The sequence below is a fragment of the Streptomyces sp. KMM 9044 genome (assembly GCF_024701375.2).
Classification (GTDB): domain Bacteria; phylum Actinomycetota; class Actinomycetes; order Streptomycetales; family Streptomycetaceae; genus Streptomyces.
Genome location: NZ_CP113910.1, coordinates 5944475 through 5967632, shown reverse-complemented (window position 1 = coordinate 5967632; position 23158 = coordinate 5944475). Strand labels below are relative to the sequence as shown.

The window sequence follows — 23158 nt, the reverse complement described above, 5'->3', positions numbered from 1 at the left end:
TTCCCACTGAAGGTAAGCGATCAGCAGGAGGTACCGAGGTGACCGACCGCGAGAGGCGTCCGCTCCCCCATGACTTCCACCCGCCCGTACCGTCGTTCACGGTGACGAGCAAGGAGGTCAAGGAGGGCGCGACGCTCCAGGACGCCCAGGTGCAGGCAGGCGGCGACACCTCGCCGCAGTTGCGCTGGGAGGGCTTCCCGTCGGAGACCAAGAGCTTCGCGGTGACCTGCTACGACCCGGACGCCCCGACGGGGAGCGGATTCTGGCACTGGGTGGTTTTCGACATCCCTGTCTCGGTGACCGAACTGCCGACCGGTGCGGGCAGCGGCGGGTTCGAGGGGCTGCCCGAGGGCGCGATCCAGGCGCGCAACGACTACGGCACCAAGGACTTCGGCGGGGCGGCGCCACCGCCCGGGGACGGACCGCACCGGTATGTGTTCACGGTGTACGCGGTGGATCAGGAGAAGCTCGGCCCGGACTCGGACGCGTCGCCCGCGGTCGTGGGATTCAACCTGCGGTTCCACGCGCTCGCGCGGGCCCAGCTGATCGGTGAGTACGAGGTGCCCGCCGGCCCCTGACCCGATCCCGGCGTTCACGGGACGTTTGCCCGCCCCTGGTCTTGGAATTGATCAGGGGCGAGCATTTTTGTTGCCGGGGGCGGGGAACACCTCCCGTTGAAGCAGCAGATATTGCGTTGTCCATCTCGGCGTGCCCGGCCAGAGTTGATCCCAGTCCGCCGAAGGGTGGGCCGGTGCGCACGGGAGGTGGGCTGGCATGCGGGACACGCTGGTACTGAACGCGAGCTTCGAGCCGTTGTCGACGGTGACGCTGAACCGAGCTGTCGTTCTGGTGCTTCAGGACAAGGCGGTCGTCGAGCAGGCCCACCCCGAACTGCGGATGCGTGGAGCCGCGGTCGACATACCGGCGCCGCGGGTGATCAGGCTCTGCCAATACGTCAGGGTGCCGTTCCGAAGACGGGCGCCGTGGTCGAGGCGGGGCGTCCTGGTGCGCGACCGGAACCGGTGCGCGTACTGCGGGCGGCGGGCCACCACCGTGGACCACGTGGTGCCGCGGTCGCAGGGTGGTCAGGACACCTGGCTGAACACGGTGGCCTCGTGCGCGGAGGACAACCACCGCAAGGCGAACCGGACGCCGGAGCAGGCGGGGATGCCGCTGCTGCGGCAGCCCTTCGAGCCGACGCCGGCGGACGCGATGCTGCTGGCGCTGGGGCGGGAGGACTTCGACGCGCTGCCGGAGTGGCCGGCTCAGCCCGCGGCCTGAGCCGGCCGCCTGGGGCCCGCGGCCTAAAACCCGCTTCTCGTACGTGTACGGGCGGGGCCCGCTTCCCGAGGGAAGCGGGCCCCGCCCGTTTGCCGTTCCCATTCTGCCGGTCCCCCGGTCAGTCGATGGAGGGCTTCTCCCGGCGCTCCGTGGCGGCGCCCGAGTTGCTGTTGCCGCCGCCCTGACCGCCGCCGAGGCCGCCGAAGTTGCCCATGGCGCCGGACAGGCCCTTGAGCGCGTCCCCGATCTCGCTGGGGACGATCCACAGCTTGTTGGCGTCGCCCTCGGCGATCTTCGGGAGCATCTGGAGGTACTGGTAGGAGAGCAGCTTCTGGTCGGGGTCGCCTGCGTGGATCGCCTCGAAGACCGTGCGGACGGCCTGGGCCTCGCCCTCGGCCCTGAGGGCCGCTGCCTTGGCCTCCCCCTCGGCGCGCAGGATCTGGGACTGCTTCTCGCCCTCGGCGCGCAGGATCTCGGACTGCCGGACGCCTTCGGCCTGGAGGATCGCGGCGCGCTTGTCGCGGTCGGCGCGCATCTGCTTCTCCATCGAGTCCTGGATGGAGGTGGGCGGCTCGATCGCCTTGAGCTCGACGCGGTTGACCCGGATGCCCCACTTGCCGGTGGCTTCGTCGAGGACGCCGCGCAGGGCCGCGTTGATCTCTTCGCGGGAGGTCAGGGTGCGCTCGAGGTCCATGCCACCGATGATGTTGCGCAGGGTGGTGACGGTGAGCTGCTCGATCGCCTGGATGTAGCTGGCGACCTCGTAGGTCGCGGCACGCGCGTCGGTCACCTGGTAGTAGATGACGGTGTCGATGTTGACGACCAGGTTGTCCTGGGTGATCACCGGCTGGGGCGGGAACGGGACGACCTGTTCGCGCAGGTCGATCCGGTTGCGGATGGTGTCGATGAACGGGACGACGATGTTGAGGCCCGCGTTGAGTGTGCGTGTGTAGCGGCCGAAGCGCTCGACGATGGCGGCGCTCGCCTGCGGAATGACTTGGATCGTCTTGATCAGGGCGATGAAAACCAGCACCACCAGGATGATCAGAACGATGATGACCGGTTCCATCGTCGGTTCCCCGTACCCTTCTTCGCCTCGGCGCCTTCGGAAGATCTTACGGCTGTTGAAGATCTTGCTGGTCGAGTCTGCCAGACCGTAGTACAACTCGCTCGCTGTTCGGTCCAGTTGTGGTCCTGTGGGAACACGTCGTACGAGGTCGTTCGCGCAGGTCGCACGGTCACATGACGATCGCCGTGGCTCCCTCGATCTCCACGACGTCCACCTCCTGGCCGACTTCATAGGCATGGCCGGAGTCGAGGGCGCGTGCCGACCACACCTCACCGGCCAGTTTGATCCGGCCGCCGGAGCCGTCGACCCGCTCCAGCACGACGGCCTGTCTGCCCTTCAGGGCGTCCACGCCGGTGGCGTGTTGGGAGCGGTCTGCGCGTTGTCGCTTCGCGATGGGCCGTACGACGGCGATGAGGGCGGTCGAGACGACGGCGAAGACCACTGCCTGGGCCACGGCGCCGCCACCGAGAATTCCGGAGACCAGCGCGGCGGCGACGGCGCCCACCGCGAGCATGCCGAGTTCGGGCATCGCGGTGATCACCAGCGCGATACCGAGTACTGCCGCGCCGATCAGCCACCAGAGCCATGCGTCGATGTCCACATGGTCATGATAGGACCGCGCCCCGGTCACCGACAGAGCGCCCGGGGTGCGAACAGGCTTTCTCGGCCCGGTTCTTGAGGCGGACGTATCGCGGCGCGTCCCGGGGCCCCGGGACCGGCTCCCTGGTTCTCCGCCGATTTCCCCCGGAGCAGGGCGGGTTCGGGCCGCAGGTGCCGAACCCCGGCCGTCAGGCCATCGGGAGGCCCTGTGCGGTCCAGCGGTCGCCGACCTGCTCCACGACCAGCGGGAGGCCGAAGCAGAGGGAGAGGTTGCGGGAGGTGAGCTCGAGTTCCAGTGGTCCGGCGGCGAGGACCTTGCCCTGACGGGTCATCAGCACGTGGGTGAAGCCGGGTGCGATCTCCTCGACGTGGTGCGTGACCATGACCATGGAGGGGGCGATCGGGTCGCGGGCGAGGCGGCCGAGGCGGCGTACGAGGTCCTCGCGGCCGCCGAGGTCGAGGCCGGCGGCGGGCTCGTCGAGGAGCAACAGCTCGGGGTCGGTCATCAACGCGCGGGCGATGAGGGTGCGCTTGCGCTCGCCCTCGGAGAGGGTGCCGAACCTGCGGTCCACGAACTCGGACATGCCAAGACGGTCGAGGAAGGCGCGGGCGCGCTGCTCGTCGATCTCCTCGTACTCCTCCTGCCAGCCGGCGGTCATGCCGTAGGCGGCGGTCAGTACGGTCTGCAGGACCGTCTGGCTCTTGGGGAGCTTGTCCGCCATGCCGTTCCCGGCGATGCCGATGCGCGGGCGCAGTTCGAAGACGTCGGTGCCGGGGGCGCCGAGGGTCTCGCCGAGGACGGTGGCGGTGCCCGCGGTGGGGAACAGGTAGCTGGAGGCGATGTTGAGGAGGGTGGTCTTGCCCGCGCCGTTGGGACCGAGAATGACCCAGCGCTCGCCCTCCTTGACCGACCAGGAGACCTGGTCCACCAGAGCCCGGCCCTCGCGGACCACGGATACGTCCTGAAGCTCCAGAACATCGCTCATGAGCGCGTTGTCTCCCCTTGCAGTGTGGCCGGGTCCCGGCTGTGTCGTGCACCTGTGGTCGGTCCGCTGCGCCCGTGGGCGCAGCCCTTCATGAAATCTACGCCACCGGTCGGCCCGGACATCCCCTCGGTCCGGTCCTTAGGGTGGGGGCATGCTCTCGGAACCACGTTCAGGACGTCTCACCGCATGGGGAAATGCCCTTGTTGCCGGTCTTGTCTCACCGGACGACGCCGTGCTCGCCGTCGTCGGCGACGACGCGGTGCACCGGGTGGAGGGGGTGCCGGGCGAGTCCGCGCCGGTGGGCCTCACGCTGGCGCTGGGGCGGCTGCGGGCGCTCGGGGCGACCGGGCTGCGGATCGCGCTGCCCGCGCCGGGGCATCCGCTGGGGCTGAGCGGGCCGCCGGAGTTCAACGCGCGGGCGCTGGAGGCGGGGGAGGCGGTGGTGGGTCACGGGGCCGCCTTCGGGCTGGTGCCCCGGGTGCGGGAGGCCGGACCCGAGGGTGATGTGCATGTGGAGGTCGTCTGGCACTGTCTGCCGGTGCGGGAGGCGCCGGCCGCCGATGTGCCCTCGCTCGGCGAGGCGGAGCGGGAGCTGGCGGAGGCGCTGCGGGAGGCGACCGAGGTCCTGACGCGGCTGGACCTGACCGGGTCGGGGCCGGTGGCCGAGGCGGCGATCGACGCCTACCGGGCGCGGGCGGAGGCAGGGCGTCAGGTACTGGCGCCGGGATACCCGCCGCGGGCGGTGCGAGTGCTGGAGCTGGCGCAGCGGGTCGGGGAGCTGGTCACACTGGCCCGTACGAACGGGCACGGGGCCGCGGTGAGCGCGTCGGAGATGGCGGTGCGCGGGGAGGCGTTGCGGCCGGTGGAGCGGACGGCCCGGCGGGCGCAGGTCGCGGCCTACAACTCCGTGGTGGAGGAACGGGAGCGGGGCGTGCGGTGAGCGCTGGTCGACCCGGTGGTCCCGGCCGCGCCGACAACGCCGACCGGCCTCCCGGGCGGGGCCGGGAGGCCGGGGTCGTCACCGGGTCGGTGACAGGCGTCAGCCGTTGACCGCCGTGTTGCCGAAGGCGGGGTTCAGCAGACCGATCACGTTGACGCTGTTGCCGGAGACGTTGACCGGGACGTCGACCGGGACCTGGATGACATTGCCCGAGACGACGCCCGGGGAGCCCACGGCCTTGCCGCCGGCGTGCGCGCCGTCGGTGGCGGAGGCCACGCCCGTACCGGCGGCGAGCAGTCCGCCGGCCATCATCGTCACGGCCGCCATCTTCTTCAGGTTCTTCACTTTCCGAGCCCTCCTCGCGGTCACCGCGGCAGGCGCCGCAGTACGTACGGAACAACGGCGGGGGCCGGAGAAGGATGCGCCATCCGGGAGGCATTCCCACGACAGTATGAATCTCAGACCGGAGGGGAACCATCCGCCCGGCCCCGAACGTCACGGCGCGTCGCACATCACGTGCTCAACCCGTGGCGTACGGCCCACAGGGCGGCCTGGGTGCGGTCCGACAGGTCGAGTTTCATCAGGATGTTGGAGACGTGCGTCTTCACGGTCTTCTCGGACAGCACCAGGGCGCGGGCAATCTCCCGGTTGGAGCGGCCGTCCGCTATGAGGCCGAGCACCTCGCACTCCCGCTCCGTGAGCGACCCGGCGCGGCCCTGGCCCGAGTGACTCTCCTCCCGGGCCAGCAGGGCACCGGCGACCTCGGCCTGGAGGAGGACGTGCCCGGCGTGGACGGAACGGATGGCGCCGGCGAGCGCGTCGGGGTCGATGTCCTTGTACACGTATCCGGCGGCGCCCGCGCGCAGGGCCGGGACCACGGTGCGCTGCTCGGTGAAGCTGGTGACGATCAACACGCGCGCGGGGTGGTCCAGTTCACGGAGCCGGCGCAGGGCGTCCACTCCGTCCATGCCCGGCATCTTGACGTCCATCAGGATCACGTCGGGCCGCAGCTCGTCGGCGAGGGCGACTCCTTCGGCGCCGTCCGCGGCCTCCCCGACGACCTCGATGTCGTCCTGCACCTCCAGGAAGGTGCGCAGGCCCCGGCGGACCACCTGGTGGTCGTCGACCAGCAGCACCCTGATCGCGTCAGCCACCGGGAACCTCCATCTCGATCGTGGTGCCCCTGCCTGGCGCCGATTCCACGGTCAGGCTGCCGCCGGCCCCGCTCGCCCGGTCGCGCATCGAGACCAGGCCGAGGTGGCGTCCCGCGCGGCGGATGATCCCCGGGTCGAAGCCCTTGCCGTCGTCGGTGACCCGCAGGACGGCGCCGCTGCTCCGGCGCTCCAGGATGACGTCCACACGGCCGGCCTCCGCGTGCCGCAGCGCGTTGTGCAGCGCCTCCTGGGCGACGCGCAGCACCGCTTCCTCCTGCGTGGCCGGCAGGGCGCGCGCGCCGTGGCCGGTGAAGGTCACGTGCGCGCTGTGGGCGCGGTCGAGGACCTGGACCTGGGTGCGGAGGGTGGCGACGAGACCGTCCTCGTCGAGGGCCGCGGGGCGCAGCTCGACGACCGCGGCGCGCAGCTCTTCGGCGGCCTCGGCCGCCAGGGAGGCGACCTGATGGAGTTCGCCCTTGGCCCGGGACGGGTCGCGGTCCACCAGGCGGACGGCCGCCTGGGCGGTGAGCCGCAGGGAGAACAGTTTCTGGCTGACGGCGTCGTGGAGCTCGTGGGCAAGGCGGGAGCGTTCCTCCGCGATGGTCAGTTCGCGGCTGCGCTCGTAGAGCCGGGCGTTGGTGAGGGCGATCGCGGCGTGCTGGGCCAGGATGCCGAGTACGTCCTCGTCGTCCTGGGTGAATCCGCAGGTGCCCGTCTGCGCGGGACCGGGACCGCCCGGGGCCTGCGCGGGATGTCCCTTGACAGGCCTCAGCTTGTTGGCGAGGAAGAGGGCTCCGATGACCTCGTCGCCGTCACGGATGGGCAGGCCCAGGAAGTCGACCAGATCGGGGTGGGCACTGGGCCAGCCCTCGAAGCGGGAGTCCCTGCGCACGTCGGCGAGGCGCTGGGGCCGGTCCTCGCGCAGCATCGCGGCGAGAATGCCGTGCTGGCGCGGGAGGGGACCGATGGCCTTCCACTGCGCGTCGCTGACGCCGTCGACCACGAACTGGGCGAAGCCGCCGTGGTCGTCGGGGACGCCGAGTGCGGCGTACTGCGCGTCGAGCAGTTCGCGGGCCGAGGCGACGATCGTCTTGAGGACGTCGCGCACCTCGAGGTGCCTGCTCATGGCCAGCAGCGCGGTGCTCACCGCGGCGAGACCTGACGGGGGACCGTGGCTCATGTCCTCACGGTACCGGCGGGCTCCGGCGCCACGGATCCGTCCGGCGACGGCGACGACCTGGACCGGAGGTCGTAGGACCCCCCGGCGTACCGGGAGCCGCCGCCGGCCGGACCGCCGGCCGAAACCCCTCACAGAGCGACTTGCTCCAGCAACATTCCGTAAGGGGAGGGGACGTCGGGTATGAGGCCAGACACAGGATGCACATCACGTACGAACACGCATAGGAGATACATAACCGACACACAATCCGGGCGTATAGTCCGATTCGCCCGGCATGCGCACCCCTGATCCACTACCCGACTTCGTACGTCACACCTTTGCCTCGCCATTTTGCGGCCGCTAAGAATGGCTCCCGTCGCTCAGCGCCGTGGGTTCTCCCCCCACCGCGTTCGTGCCGGAACGACCACTGGCCCCACCGGACGTTGAGCGACCTCCGCGCTATTCGAAGAGGTCCCCCACCCATGTCGAAGAACTTCCTCATCCGTGGGCACGCCCGTGCTCTGAACCGCCATCACAAGGTCGTCGCCGCCGGTGTCACCGCCGTCGGCGCCGCGGCCATCGGATTCTCGGCCACGCCGAGCGACGCGTCGACGACCACCGCGAGCGAGGCGGTCCCCACCGCACGGATCGCCTACAGCACCGAGCCGATCAAGGACGTCAAGGGCACCGTCACCGACCAGCTGGCCGGTGCCGGTGTGAAGAGCGAGCTGATCGCCGCGAAGAAGAAGGCCGCCGCCGACGCGGCGGCCGAGAAGAAGGCCGAGGCGGCCTCCGCGAAGAAGAAGGCCGAGCGGGAGCGCGAGAGCGACCGGGCAGGCCGCTCCGGCGACCGTCAGTGGGACGGCCCGCGGGGTGACAGCGGCAAGCCCGCCCAGAAGCGCTACTCCGACAACCTCGACGGCTGGATCCGCGAGTCCCTGGACATCATGAAGAAGCGTGGTATCCCGGGTTCGTACGAGGGCATCCACCGCAACATCATTCGGGAGTCCTCGGGCAACCCGAAGGCCATCAACCTCTGGGACATCAACGCCCAGAACGGCATCCCCTCCAAGGGGCTGCTGCAGGTGATCCCGCCGACGTTCTCGGCGTACCACGTCCCGGGCACGTCGAAGAACATCTACGACCCGGTCGCGAACATCACCGCCGCCTGCAACTACGCGGCGGACCGGTACGGCTCCATGGACAACGTCAACAGCGCGTACTGAGGTCGGCGCGGACCTCTTCCCGCGAACACGTACGCCGAAGGGCGGCGCCCCGTGACCGGGGTGCCGCCCTTCGGCGTACGTACCTCACATGCGCATGCCCAGGGCTTCACTTGCGCATGACCTCGGGCTCGTGGCGGCGCAGGAAGCGGGCCACGAAGAAGCCGCAGATCACACCGAGGGCGATGAGCGCGCCCATGTCCATGAACCAGGCCCCGGCCGTGTGCTCCCACAGCGGATCGGTGTCGCCCGGCGTCTCCGGCGGGCTGATCCTGTTGAAGTCCAGCGTGGCACCGGCGGCGGCGACCGCCCAGCGCGACGGCATCAGGAACGAGAACTGGTTGACGCCGACCGCGCCGTGCAGCGCGAACAGGCAGCCGGTGAACACGACCTGGATGATCGCGAACATCACCAGCAGCGGCATGGTCTTCTCGGCGGTCTTCACCAGCGCGGAGATGATCAGGCCGAACATCATCGAGGTGAAGCCCAGCGCCATGATCGGGATGGACAGCTCGAGCAGCGTGAAGCCGCCGAGGACCAGCCCCTCCTCGGGAAGCTCCCTGCTGGAGAACCCGATGACGCCGACCATCAGGCCCTGCAGCACGGTGACCATGCCGAGCACGAACACCTTGGACATCAGATAGGCCGAGCGGGACAGGCCGGTCGCGCGCTCCCGCTCGTAGATGACCCGTTCCTTGATCAGCTCACGTACGGAGTTCGCGGCGCCGGCGAAGCAGGCACCGACCGCGAGGATCAGCAGGACCGTGGTCGCCGTGCCGTTCGGAATGATCCGGCCGGCCGCGTTGGGCTCGTTCGGCAGCAGCCCCCTGTCGGGGTCGATGAGGAGGCTGACCGCGCCGAGCACGGCCGGAAGGATCACCGTCAGGGCGAGGAAGCCCTTGTCGGAGACAATCACCGAGACGTAGCGGCGTACCAGTGTGACGAACTGCGACATCCAGCCCTGTGGCTTCGGCGGCCGCATGGCCTGCATCGCCGGGACCTGTACGGACTGCGGCGCGACCGCGTCGATGTCCGCGGCGTACATCTGGTAGTGCTGCGAGCCCTTCCAGCGGCCCGCCCAGTCGTAGTCGCGGTAGTTCTCGAAGGCGGAGAAGACGTCGGCCCAGGTGTCGTAACCGAAGAAGTTCAGTGCCTCCTCGGGCGGACCGAAGTAGGCGACGGAGCCACCGGGCGCCATCACCAGGAGCTTGTCGCAGATCGCCAGCTCCGCCACGGAGTGGGTGACGACGAGGACGGTGCGCCCGTCGTCGGCGAGTGCGCGCAGCAGCTGCATGACATCGCGGTCCATGCCCGGGTCGAGGCCCGAGGTCGGCTCGTCCAGGAAGATCAGCGACGGCTTGGTGAGCAGCTCCAGCGCCACCGAGACGCGCTTGCGCTGGCCGCCGGAGAGAGACGTGACCCTCTTGTCCTTGTGGATGTCCAGCTTCAGCTCGCGCAGCACCTCGTCGATGCGGGCGTCGCGCTCGGCGGCCGTGGTGTCGGCCGGGAAGCGAAGCTTGGCCGCGTACTTGAGCGCCCTCTTGACGGTCAGCTCCTTGTGCAGGATGTCGTCCTGCGGGACCAGACCGATGCGCTGGCGCAGCTCGGCGAACTGCTTGTAGAGGTTCCGGTTGTCGTAGAGAACCTCGCCCCGGTCGGCGGGCCGGTACCCGGTGAGCGCCTTGAGCAGGGTCGACTTGCCGGAGCCGGACGGGCCGATGACCGCGACCAGCGACTTCTCGGGCACACCGAAGGAGACGTCCTTGAGGATCTGCTTGCCGCCGTCGACCGTGACGGTCAGGTGCCGGGCGGAGAAGGAGACCTCACCGGTGTCGACGAACTCCTCGAGCCGGTCGCCGACGATCCGGAACGTCGAGTGGCCGACACCCACGATGTCGGTCGGTCCGAGCAGCTGCGTGCCGCCCTTGGCGATCGGCATACCGTTGACGTAGGTGCCGTTGTGCGAGCCCAGGTCGCGGATCTCCATGCGGCCGTCGGGCGTCGAGTGGAACTCGGCGTGGTTGCGGGAGACCTGCAGGTCGGAGACGACCAGGTCGTTCTCCAGCGCACGGCCGATCCGCATCACGCGGCCGAGTGAGAACTGGTGGAACGTGGTCGGACTGCGGTCGCCGTACACCGGCGGCGCCCCCGCCGCGCCACCGGGGCCCTGCTGCTGCGGGACGTGCGGCACCGGCGGCTGCTGCCAGCCGCCCTGGGCCCGCGCCTGCTGCTGTCCCTGCTGTACCCAGCCCGGGTCCGCCCCCTGTACCCCCTGCGCGGCGTACGGCTGCTGCTGCGGCTGTGCCTGCGTCGAGGCGGCCGGGGCCGCGGCGCCGGTCAGGGTCACGCGCGGCCCGTCGGTCGCGTTGCCCAGGTTCAGCTCCGTGTCGGAGCTGATCTCCAGATGGTGGATCCGCTGGCCCTGCGCGAACGTGCCGTTGGTGCTGCCACGGTCCTCGACGACCCAGTTGCGGCCGTTGAAGCTGATCGTGGCGTGACGCCAGGACACCCTGGCCTCGTCCACCACGACATCCCCCTGCGGATCACGTCCCAGGGTGTACGACCTGGACGGATCGAGCGTCCAGGTCCGTCCGTTTGATTCCAGTACGAGTTCCGGCACTCCATGCCCCACTGAGTTGTCCCCCGAATTTCCCCCATCGCAGGGAGTCTAGGGATGTCGAACATCGGGGGGGAACTATTTCAGGCTCGGCCCCCTGACCGAAAGCCGGGCCTTGCGAAGCGGACGCCCGGATGCTCTCGGCGCCGCCGTTGACGGGGTTGAAACCAGGCCGGAAAGTGGTAATCCACGCGAGGGGGACATGCGCGGCCACCTCGCCGCGGAGCGGATCGGGGGGCTGCCGTGAACGCTGCCACGGGCGTCGGTACCGCAGAGTGTGACACGCGTGTGCCGTGGGTGGACGTCGTGATGTCCGCGATCGCCGCGGTGAGCTGGGCGCTGATCGGGATGGCGGGGACGGCGGCACTGGGGCTGCGGCTGCTGGACGCGGACTCGGCGGGTTCGCTGGGGCCGATGACGGCGGCGGTGGTGGCGCTGGCGGCCGGCGGCTCGGTCACCCCGTCCGGCCACGTGTCGGCGTTCGGGTTGTCGGGCGCGGAGGCGAGCACGGCCGTCGAGGTCGCCCCGCTGGGAGTGGGTCTGGCCGGTGCGCTGCTGTTGTCGTACTTCTTCCTACGGTCCCTGCGGGCGGCGGGCGCCGTGGTGCCACCGGCCGAACTCGTCGCCCGCGCGGGCACGGTCGTGGCGTTCTTCGTGGCGATGTCGGGCGGACTGGTGTGGGCGGGACGCGACGTCGTGACGCTCGACGGGGGCGCGCTGGGTCTGGACGACCTGCCGGGCGGTGGCGGTGGCGGTGGCGGGCTGGAGATTCCGGGGCTGGGTGACCTCGGGGACGCCGAGGGTCTGCTGCCGGACCGGATCGGCGACCTCGTCGAGGCGCAGGCGGCGGTCGGGTTCACCGTCGACACGGTGCCGACACTGCTCGGCGGTCTGGGCTGGGCGGCCGGCGTCCTGGCCGTCGCGCTGCTGGCGTCCCGGCGCACTCCGCTGCCACGCGGCTGGGACGCCGTGCACCGTGTCGTACGGCCCCCCGCGTCCGCCCTGGTCGTGGTGGGGCTGGTGGCGGTGGCCGCGGGGCTCGCTGCGTCGGGGTACGCGGCGATCGGCGACGACCATCCCCGGCGGATCGCGGGAGCCGCGCTGCTGGGCGCGCCGAACGGGGTGTGGCTCGGCGTCCCGATCGGACTGTTCGTGCCTTGGGACGGGCGCGGGACGGGTGCGCTGCCCGGTGTTCTGCCGTATCCCGTGGACGACCTGCTGCGCACGGGTTCTGACCGGCCGGTCACGCTGGCCCGGCTGGCCGAGCTCGACGGGCGGGTGTGGCTGCTGGGGGTGGCGGCCGCGGTGATGATGCTGCTGGCCGGCGTGCTGGCCGCGGTGCGGACGCCGCCGGAGGTGGCGGCCGGTGCGGGCGCCGTACGGGAAGGGGGCCCGGCGGCGTTCGCCGGGCGGTGTGCGCTGCGGCTGGGGTGCGCGACGGCGTTGGCCCTGATGCTGCTCGTCCGGCTGACGGAGGTGTCGGCGGGCGCCTCGCTGTCCGTGCTCGGCTTCGAGGCGTTCGGCGCGGGCGTCGAACTGCACGGGAACCTCGGCATGGCACTGCTCCTGGGGGCCGCCTGGGGTGCGGGCGCGGGTGCCTCGGGGGCGCTGCTGGCATGGGTGAGCGGAGCGGTGGGACGGCGGGCGGCGCCACTGGCGCGGGCGGCGGCCTCGGCTCGGGAGGGGGTTCGGACCGGGAAGGGCGCGGGAAGCACGGGAGTCGCGGTGGGTGCGGGGAGGACGGAGGCCGTGTGGGGCGCCGGGGCTGTCGGCCGTGCGGAGAGCGGGCCGTGGTCCGGGGCGGGAGCCGGGCCGTATGTGCCGGGGGTGCCGTACCGGCCACCGAATCCGGGCACCAATCCGTATCTGGCCGTGCCGGAGGAGTTGCGGGAGCCGCAGGACGCGCGTCCGGCCGGGGAAGGGCGGCAGCGGCCCGGCCCGCCACCGGCACCGGCACCGGCACCGGCACCGGGTGACATACGGCCGCCCGGCCGGACGGCGGACGAGCCTCCCCGGAACGGCGGGTTCCCGGGCGGGCCGGACGACGACGTCTCCGGCGCGCCCCCCTGATCCGTCCCGTCGAGCCGCCTCCACGTGGCCGGCCCCGAGGCGGCCGGCCCGAGGCGGCCGGCGGGGTTCCGGGCACGGCTCTGGGCCGTCGGCCGGGAGGCGGTCGCCGTTGTGGCCGGACGAGGGGCCGCCTCCTCCCCCGGCACCGCGCAGGCCCGGTGGCGGGCGGTGAGGCCGGCGGGAAGGACCGCGAGGGAGGCGGCACCCGGGCGCGCAAGGTCCGGGACACCTGGGCGACGCCGAGAGTTCGCTGTCCGCCAGACGGACCTCGGGCGCGCGGGGCACTGCGTGCCGGATACGGTGGGAACACCATGAGCGCATCGCAGACCTCGGACGTTCCCACGCTTCTTGTCAAGATCTTCGGCAAGGACAGGCCGGGCATCACAGCCGGTCTCTTCGACACTCTCGCCGCCTACTCCGTCGATGTGGTCGACATCGAGCAGGTCGTCACGCGTGGCCGGATCGTGCTGTGCGCGCTCGTGACCGAGCCGACGCAGGGCATGGAGGGCAGTCTGCGGGCGACCGTCCACAGTTGGGCGGAGTCCATGAAGCTCCAGGCGGAGATCATCTCCGGCATCGGGGACAACCGCCCGCGCGGGCTCGGCCGTTCCCTGGTCACCGTGCTGGGCCACCCCCTCACCGCCGAGACGGCGGCGGCGATCGCCACGCGGATCACCCGGTCCGGCGCCAATATCGACCGTGTCTTCCGACTCGCCAAGTACCCGGTGACCGCGGTGGAGTTCGCGGTGTCCGGGGTGGAGACGGAGCCGCTGCGCACCGCCCTGGTGACCGACGCGGCGAAGCTCGGGGTGGATGTCGCCGTCGTCGCGGCCGGACTGCACCGGCGGGCTCAGCGTCTGGTCGTCATGGATGTGGACTCCACGCTCATCCAGGACGAGGTGATCGAGCTCTTCGCCGCCCACGCCGGGTGCCAGGACAGGGTCGCCGAGGTGACCGAGGCGGCGATGCGTGGTGAACTGGACTTCGAACAGTCGCTGCACGCACGCGTGCAGTTGCTGGCGGGGCTGGACGCCTCCGTGGTGGACAAGGTGCGCAGCGAGGTACGGCTGACGCCGGGCGCCCGCACCCTGGTCCGCACGCTGAAGCGACTCGGCTACCAGGTGGGGGTGGTCTCCGGGGGGTTCACCCAGGTCACGGACGATCTGAAGGAGCGGCTGGCGCTGGACTTCGCCCATGCCAACACCCTGGAGATCGCCGACGGGAAGCTGACCGGCAGGGTCACGGGCGAGATCGTGGACCGGGCGGGCAAGGCGCGGCTGCTACGCCGGTTCGCCGCCGCAGCGGGGGTTCCGCTGTCGCAGACCGTGGCGATCGGCGACGGCGCGAACGATTTGGACATGCTCAATGCGGCGGGGCTCGGGGTCGCCTTCAACGCCAAGCCGGTGGTACGTCAGGCCGCCCACACCGCGGTGAACTTCCCCTTCCTGGACACCGTCCTGTACCTGCTGGGCATCACGCGCGAAGAGGTCGAGGCGGCGGACGTCCTCGACCTGGACTGAGCCGCGCGAAGGGTCAGGGCCTGTCCGGTGTCCTTGCGGAAGGGGGCCCGGCATCCGGTCCACGCCCTCGGTGCCGGGTCCCGTCGTCATGCCGCGGGGGTCACTCGCTGGGAGCCCAGTAGTCGAGCAGGGTGGTGGTGCCCGGCTCCAGGGACTTCCAGGAACCGGTGAAGGAGAGCACGGCGAACGCGGCGGCCGGATAGCCGCGACGGCTCATCCGCTCGCCCGCGTCCCCCTCGGCCGATCCGGCGAGGATCTCGGCCACTCCCTGGATGCCGGGGTTGTGGCCGACGAGGAGCACGTTCTGCGCGTCGTCCGGGGTTTCGTTCAGCAGGGCGATCAGCTCACCGGGTGAGGCCTCGTAGATCCGCTCCTCGTACACGGTCTTCGGTCGCTGCGGGAACTCGTGAACCGCGAGTTTCCACGTCTCCCGGGTCCGGGTCGCGGTGGAGCACAGGGCCAGATCGAAGGCGATGGCGGAGTCGACGAGCTTGCGCCCGGCGACTGCGGCGTCCATCCTGCCGCGCTCGGCGAGCGGGCGCTCGTGGTCGGTCACCGGTGGCCAGTCGGCCTTCGCATGCCGGAATAGGACGATCCTGCGGGGTTCTGCGACGCTCATGTGACCCAGCTTCGCATGAAACAGGCCATGGGGCGCAGGGAGTTGAAGGCCGCTTCCGGGGTGCTCAGCGGGATACGGGCTGCTGTGCCCGCTCGATGAGGTGGGTGATCCCGGGCTCGGCGGCCGTCGCGTGCGCGTCGGCGGCGGTCAGGATCAGGGTGAGCAGCGCGACGAAGGCGAGCGTGGGCAGGGCGAGGGCCCACCACGGCAGCCGGGTGTCGACGCCGCCCCGGGAGACCGGGTGGGGCCGGGTGTGCGTGCGCGTCGACATGGGGCCTCCACTCTCCGAGGGATCCGTGTCCGCGTCTCGCGGCCACATCTCGAAGGTATGTACTTCCGGGCCGTCGACCCATCCGGCGACCCACCCACTTGCCCCTGAGCCCGGCCCCCTAGGGGATGGGAGTGCCGGCACCCCCACGAACCCCCGGCCGGGACGGCGGGGTGTCACGGCGCCAGGATGCTCGCGATCACGCCGATGACGATGAAGATGGCGAAGAACGCGCCGAAGACTAGCAGCATCTTCTTCCGGCCGTTCTGGGGGTTCGGGTCGAGGACGGGCATGGGGCAAGTCTCGCACCCGCCGACGGTTCGATGTGCGCCGGGGTGAGTCGGGGTGGGCGGGTGCGAGGGCGCGGAGAAGCGGAAGGCCGCGGGCTCGGCGGGGGGCCGCCTCGTCCTCCACCGTGCGGGCGCGGCCTGCCAGCACGCCGGAGATCATCTGCGGGATCAGCAGGGCGGACATGCGTGCGAGGGGGAGTCCCCAGCCGCCGCTGTACTGGTAGAGGACGCCCACCAGGAGAGGACCCGGGACGGAGATCAGATAGCCGGCGCTCTGTGCGAAGGCCGACAGCTTGGCCACTCCCGCGCCGGACCTGGCCCGCATCCCGACCATGGTGAGCGCGAGCGGGAAGGCGCAGTGGGCAATGCCCAGCAGCAGCGCCCAGGCCAGGGCGTCGGCGGCGGGCGCGAAGTACAGCCCGGCGTATCCGATCAGGCCGCTCGTGCCGAGCACGACCACGATCGGGCCCTGCCGGGGCAGCCGTGTGGCAACGCGCGGGATGACGAAGGCGAGCGGCACTCCCATCACCATGGTGAGCGCGAGGAGCAGCCCGGCGGTGCTCGCGGTGACGCCCGCGTCCCGGAAGATCTGCGCCATCCAGCCCATGGTGATGTAGGCGGCGGTCGCCTGGAGTCCGAAGAAGACGGCGAGCGCCCGGGCGGTCCGGCTGCGGGTGATCCGCAGCTCGGGTGCGGGCTCCTGCTCCCGTGACGGGTGCTGTCCGGACACCTGCCGCCCCGGTCCACCCCCTCCCCGCGTGTGCCGTCCCGTCCCACGCCGCTCCCGCGCGGGCGTCCGCTCCGCAGGCGCCCGGCCCCGCTCACCCACGAACGGGAGCCAGGGCAGTACGGCGGCCGTGGCGAGCACGGCCCACAGGGCGAGTCCCGACTCCCAGCTCCCGCCCAGCGCCTCGGTCGCCGGCACGGTCACCGCGGCGGCCAGGGCCGTGCCGAGGGCGAGAGCCATGGAGTACAGGCCGGTCATGGAGCCGACCCGGTCCGGGAACCACTGCTTGACGACGACCGGCATCAGGACGTTGCTGACGGCGATGCCCATGAGCGCGAGGGCGCTCGCCGCCAGGAAACCCGCCGTGCTCCCCGTGAACGGACGGATCAGCAGACCGGTACCGATGGCGGCCATACCGGCGCACACCACCGCACCCGGCCCGAAGCGTCGGGCCAGCCGCGGGGCGGTGACACCGAGGACGGCGAAGCACAGCGGGGGCACGGAAGTGAGCAGCCCGGCCATGGTGCCGCTCATGCCGAGCCCGGTACGGGTCTCCTCGAGCAGTGCCCCGAGGCTGGTGATGGCGGGGCGGAGGTTCAGCGCCGCCACCACGATGCCGGCGACGAGCAGCCGCATCGTCCACACGCGCGTGCCGGACCGTCCGGTCCCACCCGCCTCCCTGTCGTCGGGCTCCGTGCCGTCGGGCGCCGGAGACGCCGTGCACGCCGTCGTGGACGTGACCGTCCGGAGTTCCTCACCAACCATGAGGCCTGTCATAGAATCATGGGATGATTGGTTGTCCATGTCCGAGACGGCGCCCGAGGTCTCCATCGTGCGAAGGTGTGTCATGCCCCTGAGCCATCTCCGTCGTTCCGCACTGTCCGAGCAGGTCATCGCCGCTCTGCGCGCCCAGATCTCCTCGGGCGAGTGGCCGGTCGGCTCCCGTATTCCGACCGAGCCTGAGCTGGTCGAGCAGCTGGGGGTGGCCCGTAACACGGTCCGCGAGGCCGTCCGCGCGCTGGCGCACAACGGGCTGCTGGCCATCCGCCAGGGCTCGGGCACGTATGTCGTCGCCACGAGCGAGCTGGCCGGTGTGATGCACCGCCGCTTCGCCGACGCCGACCCCGGGCACATCGCGGAACTGCGCTCCACCCTGGAGGCGTCCGCGGCGCGGCTGGCCGCCCGGCGGCGCACCGGGAAGGACCTCAGGCAGCTCGACACGCTGCTGCTGCGCCGCGAGGAGGCCTGGGCGTCGGGTGCGGCGGAACCGTTCGTGGCGGCGGACTCCACCTTCCACCTCGCCGTCGTGGCCGCGTCCCACAACGATGTGCTGATCGCCCTGTACGCGGACCTGAGCGAGGTGCTGCGGGACCGGCTGCGCGACGACGTGGGCCAGGAGCTGACCCCCGAGACGCACATGGACCACGCGCGGCTGCTGGAGGCGATCCGCGCGGGTGACGCGGCGACGGCGGCCGAGGAGGCCGCCGCCTACCCGTTCGTGTGCCGTCCGGGGCGCGTCAGCCCGCCTTCCGGTGGCTGATCCACGCCGTCCCGACCTCGTCCCAGCAGCGTCCGGCGAGCCGTACGGTCTGTGCGGGTCCGGCGGCCACCGGGGGGCTGTCGCTGTCGAGGTCCCACCAGCGGAGGCACTCGATGTGCAGGCGTACGTGGTCGGTGTCCGGATAGGGGTTGTGGCAGTACGCGGTCACCCAGGACCCGTCGACCCCGATGCGGCAGGCGGCACCGAACGGATCGTCGGCCGCCGCGTCCTTCGACCCGGCGTCGCCCGACCCCACGTCGGCAGGGTGCACGTGCGCGTGCGGCATCGCGTCGTACGGCATCGCGTCGTACGGCATCGCGTCGCACGACAGGATCGGCACGAGTCCGACGCCCGCGGCGACGGCGACGGTCATCGAGGCCAGGCGGTAGAAGCGCACAAGGGGGCCTCCTCGGCCGTGCTGGGGAGGGGGGATCACGCGGCGGACGCGTACTTCACAATGCCCTGTTTCCGCCGGATCCCGCCCGCTGTGCTGAGCCGGCCGGGTGACACGGCCGAGGGCCCTCACCCCTCACGGGTACGGGCCCTCGGCGACCTCTGAGGGGGCCGCTCCCGGGTGCTACGCGCCGACGGCGTGCAGCCCGCCGTCCACGTGGACGATCTCGCCCGTGGTCTTCGGGAACCAGTCGCTCAGCAGGGCGACGACCCCGCGGCCGGCCGGCTCCGGGTCCTTCAGGTCCCACTCCAGCGGGGCCCGGTGGTCCCACACCGAGGCCAGCTCGCCGAAGCCCGGGATGGACTTGGCGGCCATGGAGCCGATCGGGCCCGCCGAGATCAGGTTGCAGCGGATGTTCTGCTTGCCCAGGTCACGCGCCATGTAGCGGCTGGTCGCCTCCAGGGCGGCCTTGGCCGGGCCCATCCAGTCGTACTGCGGCCAGGCGTACTGCGCGTCGAAGGTGAGACCGACGACCGAGCCGCCGTTCTGCATCAACGGGAGGCAGGCCATGGTCAGCGACTTCAGGGAGAACGCCGAGACGTGCATGGCCGTGGCGACCGACTCGAACGGCGTGTTGAGGAAGTTGCCGCCCAGCGCGTCCTGCGGCGCGAAGCCGATGGAGTGCACGACGCCGTCGAGGCCGCCGAGCTCCTCGCCCACGACGTCCGCGAGACGGCCCAGGTGCTCCTCGTTGGTCACGTCGAGCTCGATGACCTTGGTGGGCTTGGGGAGCTTCCTGGCGATGCGCTCGGTCAGCGTGGGCCGCGGGAACGCGGTCAGGATGATCTCGGCGCCCTGTTCCTGGGCCAGCCGGGCCGTGTGGAAGGCGATGGAGGATTCCATCAGCACGCCGGTGATCAGGACGCGCTTGCCCTCGAGAATTCCGCTCATGTCGTTCAGTGACCCATTCCCAGTCCGCCGTCAACGGGAATGACGGCTCCAGTGATGTACGAGGCCTCGTCCGAGGCGAGGAACCGCACCGCGGCGGCGATCTCCTCGGGCTGCGCGTACCGGCCGAGCGGCACCTGCGACACGATGCCCGCCCGCTGCTCGTCGGTGAGCACCTTGGTCATGTCGGTGTCGACGAAGCCCGGCGCGACGACGTTGAACGTGATGTTGCGCGAGCCCAGCTCACGGGCGAGGGAGCGCGCGAAGCCGACCAGGCCGGCCTTGGACGCGGCGTAGTTCGCCTGCCCCGCCTGGCCGGCCAGGCCCACCACCGAGGAGATCAGGACGACCCGGCCCTTACGGGCACGCAGCATGGCGCGGTTGGCGCGCTTGACGATTCGGAAGGTGCCGGTGAGGTTGGTGTCGACGACCGAGGTGAAGTCCTCCTCGGACATGCGCATCAGGAGCTGGTCCTTGGTGATGCCGGCATTGGCGACGAGCACCTCGACCGGGCCGTGCTGGGCCTCGATCTCCTTGTAGGCCTGCTCCACCTGCTCGGAGTCGGTGATGTCGCACTTGACGGCGAGGAAGCCCTTGGGCGGCTCCCCCGAGCGGTACGTGATCGCGACCTTGTCACCGGCATCGGCGAACGCGCGGGCGATGGCGAGGCCGATGCCCCGGTTGCCTCCGGTGACGAGAACCGAGCGGCTCAACGGATCACCCTTTCGATAGCGGTCTGGAGCCCCTGCGGCACAGGCGCCTTCCCCGAAAACCTATCGGTCGGAGCGCATCGAAGGACATTGGGGCACCGACAGTGGCCGATGGGCCCCACTGTCGGATCCCTACAGAAACGCCCGGTTCTCAGTCCGCCGTACCGGGTGCGTGAGCGGACGGTCCTTCGGCGCGAGCGGTCTCGAGCATCCCGCGGTCGTAGGTCACCAGGGCGGTCGGGCCGTCCCGCGGCGAGAGCGCGCCGGCCGCGTGGACCGCGTCCAGCACCCTCAGGCGTCCGACCAGCAAGGCGGCTCCGTCGCGCACCTCGCGGGCGAGGAGGACCTCGGTGATCCGGGCGTCCATGGCCTCCATGGCCTCCATGGCCTTGGGAAAGTGCTCCATGAGGTCCAGGGTTCGTACGGTCTCCGTGAAGCAGGGCGTGCTCGTGGCGAGCGGCTCCGTGACCCGCTGCTGAGGGGAGGCGTCCAACGCTCCCCCGTGGTTGCGCCGGGTCATCCGTGTGACCAGCGCCGAGGTGTCCACGTAGGTCAACGGTCGTCCTCTTCGCACTCGGCCAGCAGCAGCGCCCGAGGGCCGGCGTCCTCCGCCACCTCGGGGTGCGGCATGTCATGCCGGTCGGCGGTGGTGACCGGCTTCAGCTTGACCCTCCCCTGCGCCACCAGGTGCGCGTACCGCTCCATGGGGCCGCCGGCCGGGGACAGGACCGCGGTCACGTTGCCGTGCCGGGTGCCCTCGATCGCCTCGCCCTTCTCGACCCGGGCGAAGACCGCGCTGGGGTTGTACGAGAACTCCCGGACGGAGATGGTGCCCGCACCGCACTCCTCTCACGGCAGCCGGGTTATGGGTGCATAACCTGTGAAGGTACCTGCATTCCGCCTTCGGTGTCCGCGGCGGGCCGGCCCGCCGGTTCGGGGAGCTCCGGGTGCGCCGGATGGGCGTCGGCCATCTCGACACGGACGAGTCCCGCGGTCCGGTCGCAGGTGAGCCGCAGCCCGAAGTCGCGCCCGGGGAGGACCGCGTTGGCGGCGCGTTCGGCCACGACAAGGGCGACGGTGGCGGAGGCCGGGCTGCCGTGAGCCTGCTGGAACAGATGCGAGGAGCACGATGAGCACCACTGATCAGCTGCGCTGGTTCAAGAGCAGCTACAGCGGGGGCGAGGGTGACAACTGCGTCGAGGTCGCCGTGTGCCCCGAGGCCGTCCGCATCCGTGGCTCCAAGGACAAGCGCGTCCGTCCACTCGTCGTCGCACCGACCGCCTGGGCGGCGTTCGCGGCGCTCGCGGCCGACGCGTCTCCGGACGGCTGAGTTCGCGTCGTACGTGGTATCAGCGGGCGGGTACGGGAGTTGTTCCCGTACCCGCCCGCTGATCTGCGCCACCAGCCTTTCCGGAGGAGCCAGGGGAGCGGGACATGGTTCACTGCCTCCGACGGTCACCACAGGCAAGCGCCCGAAGGGATCTCCCAGCTGTGCCCCATGAAGTCGATCAGTCCTTTCTGACGCTCCCCCTGCGCCCTCTCGCCGACGCCGCGCTCGCGCGGGCGCGGTCGCTCGGTGCGGAACACGCGGATTTCCGGCTGGAGCGGGTGCGTGACGCGTCCTGGCGGCTGCGGGACGCCAAGCCGGCCGGGTCGTCGGACACCACCGACCTGGGGTACGCGGTGCGCGTGGTGCACGGCGGGACGTGGGGTTTCGCGTCCGGCGTGGATCTCACCCCGGACGCAGCCGCCAAGGTCGCCTCGCAGGCCGTGGCGATGGCGAAACTGTCCGCCCGGGTGATCAGGGCGGCGGGGTCGAAGGAGCGGGTCGAGCTCGCGGACGAGCCGGTGCACGCCGAACGGACCTGGGTGTCGTCGTACGACCTCGACCCCTTCGAGGTACCCGACGCGGAGAAGGCCGGGCTGCTGGCCGAGTGGAGCGCGCGGCTGCTGGCGGCGCGCGGGGTGGACCACGTGGACGCCTCACTGCTCACCGTGCACGAGAACAAGTTCTACGCCGACACCGCGGGGACTGTCACCACGCAGCAGCGGGTGCGGCTCCACCCCGTGTTCACGGCGGTGTCCGTGGACGAGTCGAGCGGTGAGTTCGACTCCATGCGCACCCTCGCGCCGCCCGTGGGGCGTGGCTGGGAGTACCTGACGGGCACCGGCTGGGACTGGGACGACGAGCTGGAGCGGATTCCCGGGCTGCTGGCCGAGAAGATGCGCGCGCCGAGCGTCGAGCCGGGCCTGTACGACCTGGTCGTGGACCCGTCCAACCTGTGGCTGACCATCCACGAGTCCATCGGGCACGCCACCGAGCTGGACCGGGCCCTCGGCTACGAGGCCGCCTACGCCGGCACCTCCTTCGCCACCTTCGACCGGCTCGGCACGCTGCGCTACGGCTCCGAGCTGATGAACGTCACGGGCGACCGCACCGCCGAGCACGGACTGGCGACCGTCGGGTACGACGACGAGGGCGTCGAGGCGCAGTCCTGGGACCTGGTGAGGGACGGGACGCTGGTCGGCTACCAGCTGGACCGGCGGATCGCGAGGCTGACCGGGTTCGAACGGTCCAACGGGTGCGCGTTCGCGGACTCCTCCGGGCATGTGCCGGTGCAGCGCATGGCCAACGTGTCACTGCGGCCGGATCCGGCCGGAATGTCGACCGAGGATCTGGTCGAGGGCGTGGAGCGGGGTGTCTACGTCGTCGGTGACCGGTCGTGGAGCATCGACATGCAGCGCTACAACTTCCAGTTCACCGGGCAGCGTTTCCACCGGATCGAGAACGGTCGGCTGGCGGGACAGCTGCGGGACGTCGCCTACCAGGCCACGACCACCGACTTCTGGGGCTCCATGGCGGCGGTCGGCGGCCCGCAGACCTATGTCCTCGGCGGCGCCTTCAACTGTGGCAAGGCCCAGCCGGGGCAGATCGCGGCGGTCTCGCACGGCTGCCCGTCCGCCCTCTTCAAGGGCGTGAACATTCTGAACACCACGCAGGAGGCGGGTCGATGAGGGGCAGTGTCGCACTCGGCCGGGGGTC

At 71.1% G+C, this 23158-nt stretch carries 23 protein-coding genes and 1 pseudogene; 9 read left to right on the top strand and 15 right to left on the bottom strand.

All coding sequences use genetic code 11. From position 1 onward, the window contains the following. The first annotated feature begins 38 nt into the window (after window positions 1-38). The gene (locus tag HUV60_RS26960; protein ID WP_257849789.1) at window positions 39-578 is read left to right on the top strand and encodes a YbhB/YbcL family Raf kinase inhibitor-like protein; all 540 of its coding nucleotides are present in this window, start codon (window positions 39-41) and stop codon (window positions 576-578) included. 196 nt (window positions 579-774) lie between these two features. Beyond that, a complete protein-coding gene (locus HUV60_RS26955; protein ID WP_257849788.1) occupies window positions 775-1281 on the top strand; it encodes an HNH endonuclease in 507 nt (168 codons plus the stop codon). Window positions 1282-1399: 118 nt separating this feature from the next. Here HUV60_RS26955 and HUV60_RS26950 read toward each other — a convergent pair whose 3' ends face one another. The 3 genes from HUV60_RS26950 to HUV60_RS26940 all read right to left on the bottom strand — a co-directional run bounded on the left by HUV60_RS26950 (window position 1400) and on the right by HUV60_RS26940 (window position 3936). Further along, window positions 1400-2350 carry an SPFH domain-containing protein gene (locus HUV60_RS26950; protein WP_257849787.1) on the bottom strand — a complete coding sequence of 317 codons (951 nt, stop codon included), beginning with the start codon at window positions 2348-2350 and terminating at the stop codon, window positions 1400-1402. Between the two features lie 169 nt (window positions 2351-2519). Next, the gene (locus tag HUV60_RS26945) at window positions 2520-2951 is read right to left on the bottom strand and encodes an NfeD family protein (protein ID WP_257849786.1); all 432 of its coding nucleotides are present in this window, start codon (window positions 2949-2951) and stop codon (window positions 2520-2522) included. A 187-nt stretch (window positions 2952-3138) separates the two neighbouring features. Beyond that, complete coding sequence (locus HUV60_RS26940; RefSeq protein WP_257849785.1) at window positions 3139-3936, bottom strand: ABC transporter ATP-binding protein; 798 nt, start codon at window positions 3934-3936, stop codon at window positions 3139-3141. 151 nt (window positions 3937-4087) lie between these two features. Between HUV60_RS26940 and HUV60_RS26935 the strand changes: the two genes are divergently transcribed. Next, entirely contained in the window at window positions 4088-4876 is a 789-nt protein-coding gene (locus HUV60_RS26935; protein ID WP_257849784.1) for a hypothetical protein, read from the top strand. Window positions 4877-4975: 99 nt separating this feature from the next. Here the strand turns inward: HUV60_RS26935 and HUV60_RS26930 are convergent, their stop codons facing one another. The 3 genes from HUV60_RS26930 to HUV60_RS26920 all read right to left on the bottom strand — a co-directional run bounded on the left by HUV60_RS26930 (window position 4976) and on the right by HUV60_RS26920 (window position 7210). Continuing rightward, window positions 4976-5221: a chaplin gene (locus tag HUV60_RS26930; protein ID WP_269441238.1), complete on the bottom strand. Its 246-nt coding sequence runs from the start codon at window positions 5219-5221 to the stop codon at window positions 4976-4978. A gap of 167 nt (window positions 5222-5388) precedes the next feature. Further along, window positions 5389-6030, bottom strand: coding sequence for a response regulator (locus HUV60_RS26925; RefSeq protein ID WP_257849783.1), 642 nt, complete (start codon window positions 6028-6030; stop codon window positions 5389-5391). Further along, the gene (locus tag HUV60_RS26920; RefSeq protein WP_257849782.1) at window positions 6023-7210 is read right to left on the bottom strand and encodes a GAF domain-containing sensor histidine kinase; all 1188 of its coding nucleotides are present in this window, start codon (window positions 7208-7210) and stop codon (window positions 6023-6025) included. The genes HUV60_RS26925 and HUV60_RS26920 overlap by 8 nt, the downstream gene beginning before the upstream one ends. Before the next feature lie 461 nt (window positions 7211-7671). Here HUV60_RS26920 and HUV60_RS26915 point away from each other — a divergent pair, with 461 nt between their 5' ends. Beyond that, window positions 7672-8415, top strand: a complete 744-nt coding sequence (locus HUV60_RS26915; protein ID WP_257849781.1) for a transglycosylase SLT domain-containing protein — start codon at window positions 7672-7674, stop codon at window positions 8413-8415. Between the two features lie 106 nt (window positions 8416-8521). Here the strand turns inward: HUV60_RS26915 and HUV60_RS26910 are convergent, their stop codons facing one another. Next, a complete protein-coding gene (locus HUV60_RS26910; RefSeq protein ID WP_257850275.1) occupies window positions 8522-11032 on the bottom strand; it encodes an ABC transporter ATP-binding protein/permease in 2511 nt (836 codons plus the stop codon). A gap of 306 nt (window positions 11033-11338) precedes the next feature. On the opposite strand from HUV60_RS26910, the gene HUV60_RS26905 reads away from it, so the two are divergent. Further along, entirely contained in the window at window positions 11339-13099 is a 1761-nt protein-coding gene (locus HUV60_RS26905) for a streptophobe family protein (protein ID WP_257849780.1), read from the top strand. 311 nt (window positions 13100-13410) lie between these two features. Further along, window positions 13411-14619 carry a phosphoserine phosphatase SerB gene (gene serB, locus HUV60_RS26900; RefSeq protein WP_257849779.1) on the top strand — a complete coding sequence of 403 codons (1209 nt, stop codon included), beginning with the start codon at window positions 13411-13413 and terminating at the stop codon, window positions 14617-14619. Between the two features lie 100 nt (window positions 14620-14719). Here serB and HUV60_RS26895 read toward each other — a convergent pair whose 3' ends face one another. The 3 genes and pseudogenes from HUV60_RS26895 to HUV60_RS26885 form a co-directional block, all read right to left on the bottom strand. Next, entirely contained in the window at window positions 14720-15238 is a 519-nt protein-coding gene (locus HUV60_RS26895; RefSeq protein WP_257849778.1) for a SixA phosphatase family protein, read from the bottom strand. A 444-nt stretch (window positions 15239-15682) separates the two neighbouring features. Continuing rightward, entirely contained in the window at window positions 15683-15799 is a 117-nt protein-coding gene (locus HUV60_RS26890) for an SGM_5486 family transporter-associated protein (protein ID WP_257850274.1), read from the bottom strand. 103 nt (window positions 15800-15902) lie between these two features. Then, a pseudogene (locus HUV60_RS26885) lies at window positions 15903-17300 on the bottom strand (CynX/NimT family MFS transporter); the annotation flags it as partial. A 70-nt stretch (window positions 17301-17370) separates the two neighbouring features. Between HUV60_RS26885 and HUV60_RS26880 the strand changes: the two are divergent. Continuing rightward, entirely contained in the window at window positions 17371-18063 is a 693-nt protein-coding gene (locus HUV60_RS26880) for a FadR/GntR family transcriptional regulator (protein ID WP_257849777.1), read from the top strand. On the opposite strand, the gene HUV60_RS26875 is transcribed toward HUV60_RS26880, so the two are convergent. The 5 genes from HUV60_RS26875 to HUV60_RS26855 form a co-directional block, all read right to left on the bottom strand. Then, window positions 18041-18460: a hypothetical protein gene (locus HUV60_RS26875; RefSeq protein WP_257849776.1), complete on the bottom strand. Its 420-nt coding sequence runs from the start codon at window positions 18458-18460 to the stop codon at window positions 18041-18043. The two genes, HUV60_RS26880 and HUV60_RS26875, sit on opposite strands and share 23 nt — an antisense overlap. A gap of 180 nt (window positions 18461-18640) precedes the next feature. Then, window positions 18641-19408, bottom strand: a complete 768-nt coding sequence (fabI, locus tag HUV60_RS26870; protein ID WP_257849775.1) for an enoyl-ACP reductase FabI — start codon at window positions 19406-19408, stop codon at window positions 18641-18643. A 5-nt stretch (window positions 19409-19413) separates the two neighbouring features. Then, window positions 19414-20118, bottom strand: coding sequence for a 3-oxoacyl-[acyl-carrier-protein] reductase (gene fabG / locus HUV60_RS26865; protein ID WP_257849774.1), 705 nt, complete (start codon window positions 20116-20118; stop codon window positions 19414-19416). 148 nt (window positions 20119-20266) lie between these two features. Then, window positions 20267-20662 (bottom strand): PIN domain-containing protein, encoded by a 396-nt coding sequence (locus HUV60_RS26860; RefSeq protein ID WP_257850273.1) that lies wholly within the window; start codon window positions 20660-20662, stop codon window positions 20267-20269. A 5-nt stretch (window positions 20663-20667) separates the two neighbouring features. Then, window positions 20668-20853, bottom strand: coding sequence for a hypothetical protein (locus HUV60_RS26855; protein ID WP_257849773.1), 186 nt, complete (start codon window positions 20851-20853; stop codon window positions 20668-20670). Between the two features lie 391 nt (window positions 20854-21244). Here HUV60_RS26855 and HUV60_RS26845 point away from each other — a divergent pair, with 391 nt between their 5' ends. Then, window positions 21245-21445, top strand: coding sequence for a DUF397 domain-containing protein (locus tag HUV60_RS26845; RefSeq protein ID WP_257849772.1), 201 nt, complete (start codon window positions 21245-21247; stop codon window positions 21443-21445). Between the two features lie 161 nt (window positions 21446-21606). Beyond that, window positions 21607-23130 (top strand): TldD/PmbA family protein, encoded by a 1524-nt coding sequence (locus HUV60_RS26840; protein WP_257849771.1) that lies wholly within the window; start codon window positions 21607-21609, stop codon window positions 23128-23130. The last annotated feature ends 28 nt before the right edge of the window (window positions 23131-23158 follow it).

Coding starts and splice junctions, on each gene's coding strand:
- HUV60_RS26890 (WP_257850274.1), bottom strand. CDS start 15,799: ATGCCCGTCCTCGACCCGAACCCCCAGAACGGCCGGAAGAAGATGCTG.
- HUV60_RS26915 (WP_257849781.1), top strand. CDS start 7,672: ATGTCGAAGAACTTCCTCATCCGTGGGCACGCCCGTGCTCTGAACCGC.
- HUV60_RS26880 (WP_257849777.1), top strand. CDS start 17,371: ATGCCCCTGAGCCATCTCCGTCGTTCCGCACTGTCCGAGCAGGTCATC.
- HUV60_RS26955 (WP_257849788.1), top strand. CDS start 775: ATGCGGGACACGCTGGTACTGAACGCGAGCTTCGAGCCGTTGTCGACG.
- HUV60_RS26950 (WP_257849787.1), bottom strand. CDS start 2,350: ATGGAACCGGTCATCATCGTTCTGATCATCCTGGTGGTGCTGGTTTTC.
- fabI (WP_257849775.1), bottom strand. CDS start 19,408: ATGAGCGGAATTCTCGAGGGCAAGCGCGTCCTGATCACCGGCGTGCTG.
- HUV60_RS26935 (WP_257849784.1), top strand. CDS start 4,088: ATGCTCTCGGAACCACGTTCAGGACGTCTCACCGCATGGGGAAATGCC.
- HUV60_RS26940 (WP_257849785.1), bottom strand. CDS start 3,936: ATGAGCGATGTTCTGGAGCTTCAGGACGTATCCGTGGTCCGCGAGGGC.
- HUV60_RS26920 (WP_257849782.1), bottom strand. CDS start 7,210: ATGAGCCACGGTCCCCCGTCAGGTCTCGCCGCGGTGAGCACCGCGCTG.
- serB (WP_257849779.1), top strand. CDS start 13,411: ATGAGCGCATCGCAGACCTCGGACGTTCCCACGCTTCTTGTCAAGATC.
- HUV60_RS26905 (WP_257849780.1), top strand. CDS start 11,339: ATGTCCGCGATCGCCGCGGTGAGCTGGGCGCTGATCGGGATGGCGGGG.
- HUV60_RS26845 (WP_257849772.1), top strand. CDS start 21,245: ATGAGCACCACTGATCAGCTGCGCTGGTTCAAGAGCAGCTACAGCGGG.
- HUV60_RS26895 (WP_257849778.1), bottom strand. CDS start 15,238: ATGAGCGTCGCAGAACCCCGCAGGATCGTCCTATTCCGGCATGCGAAG.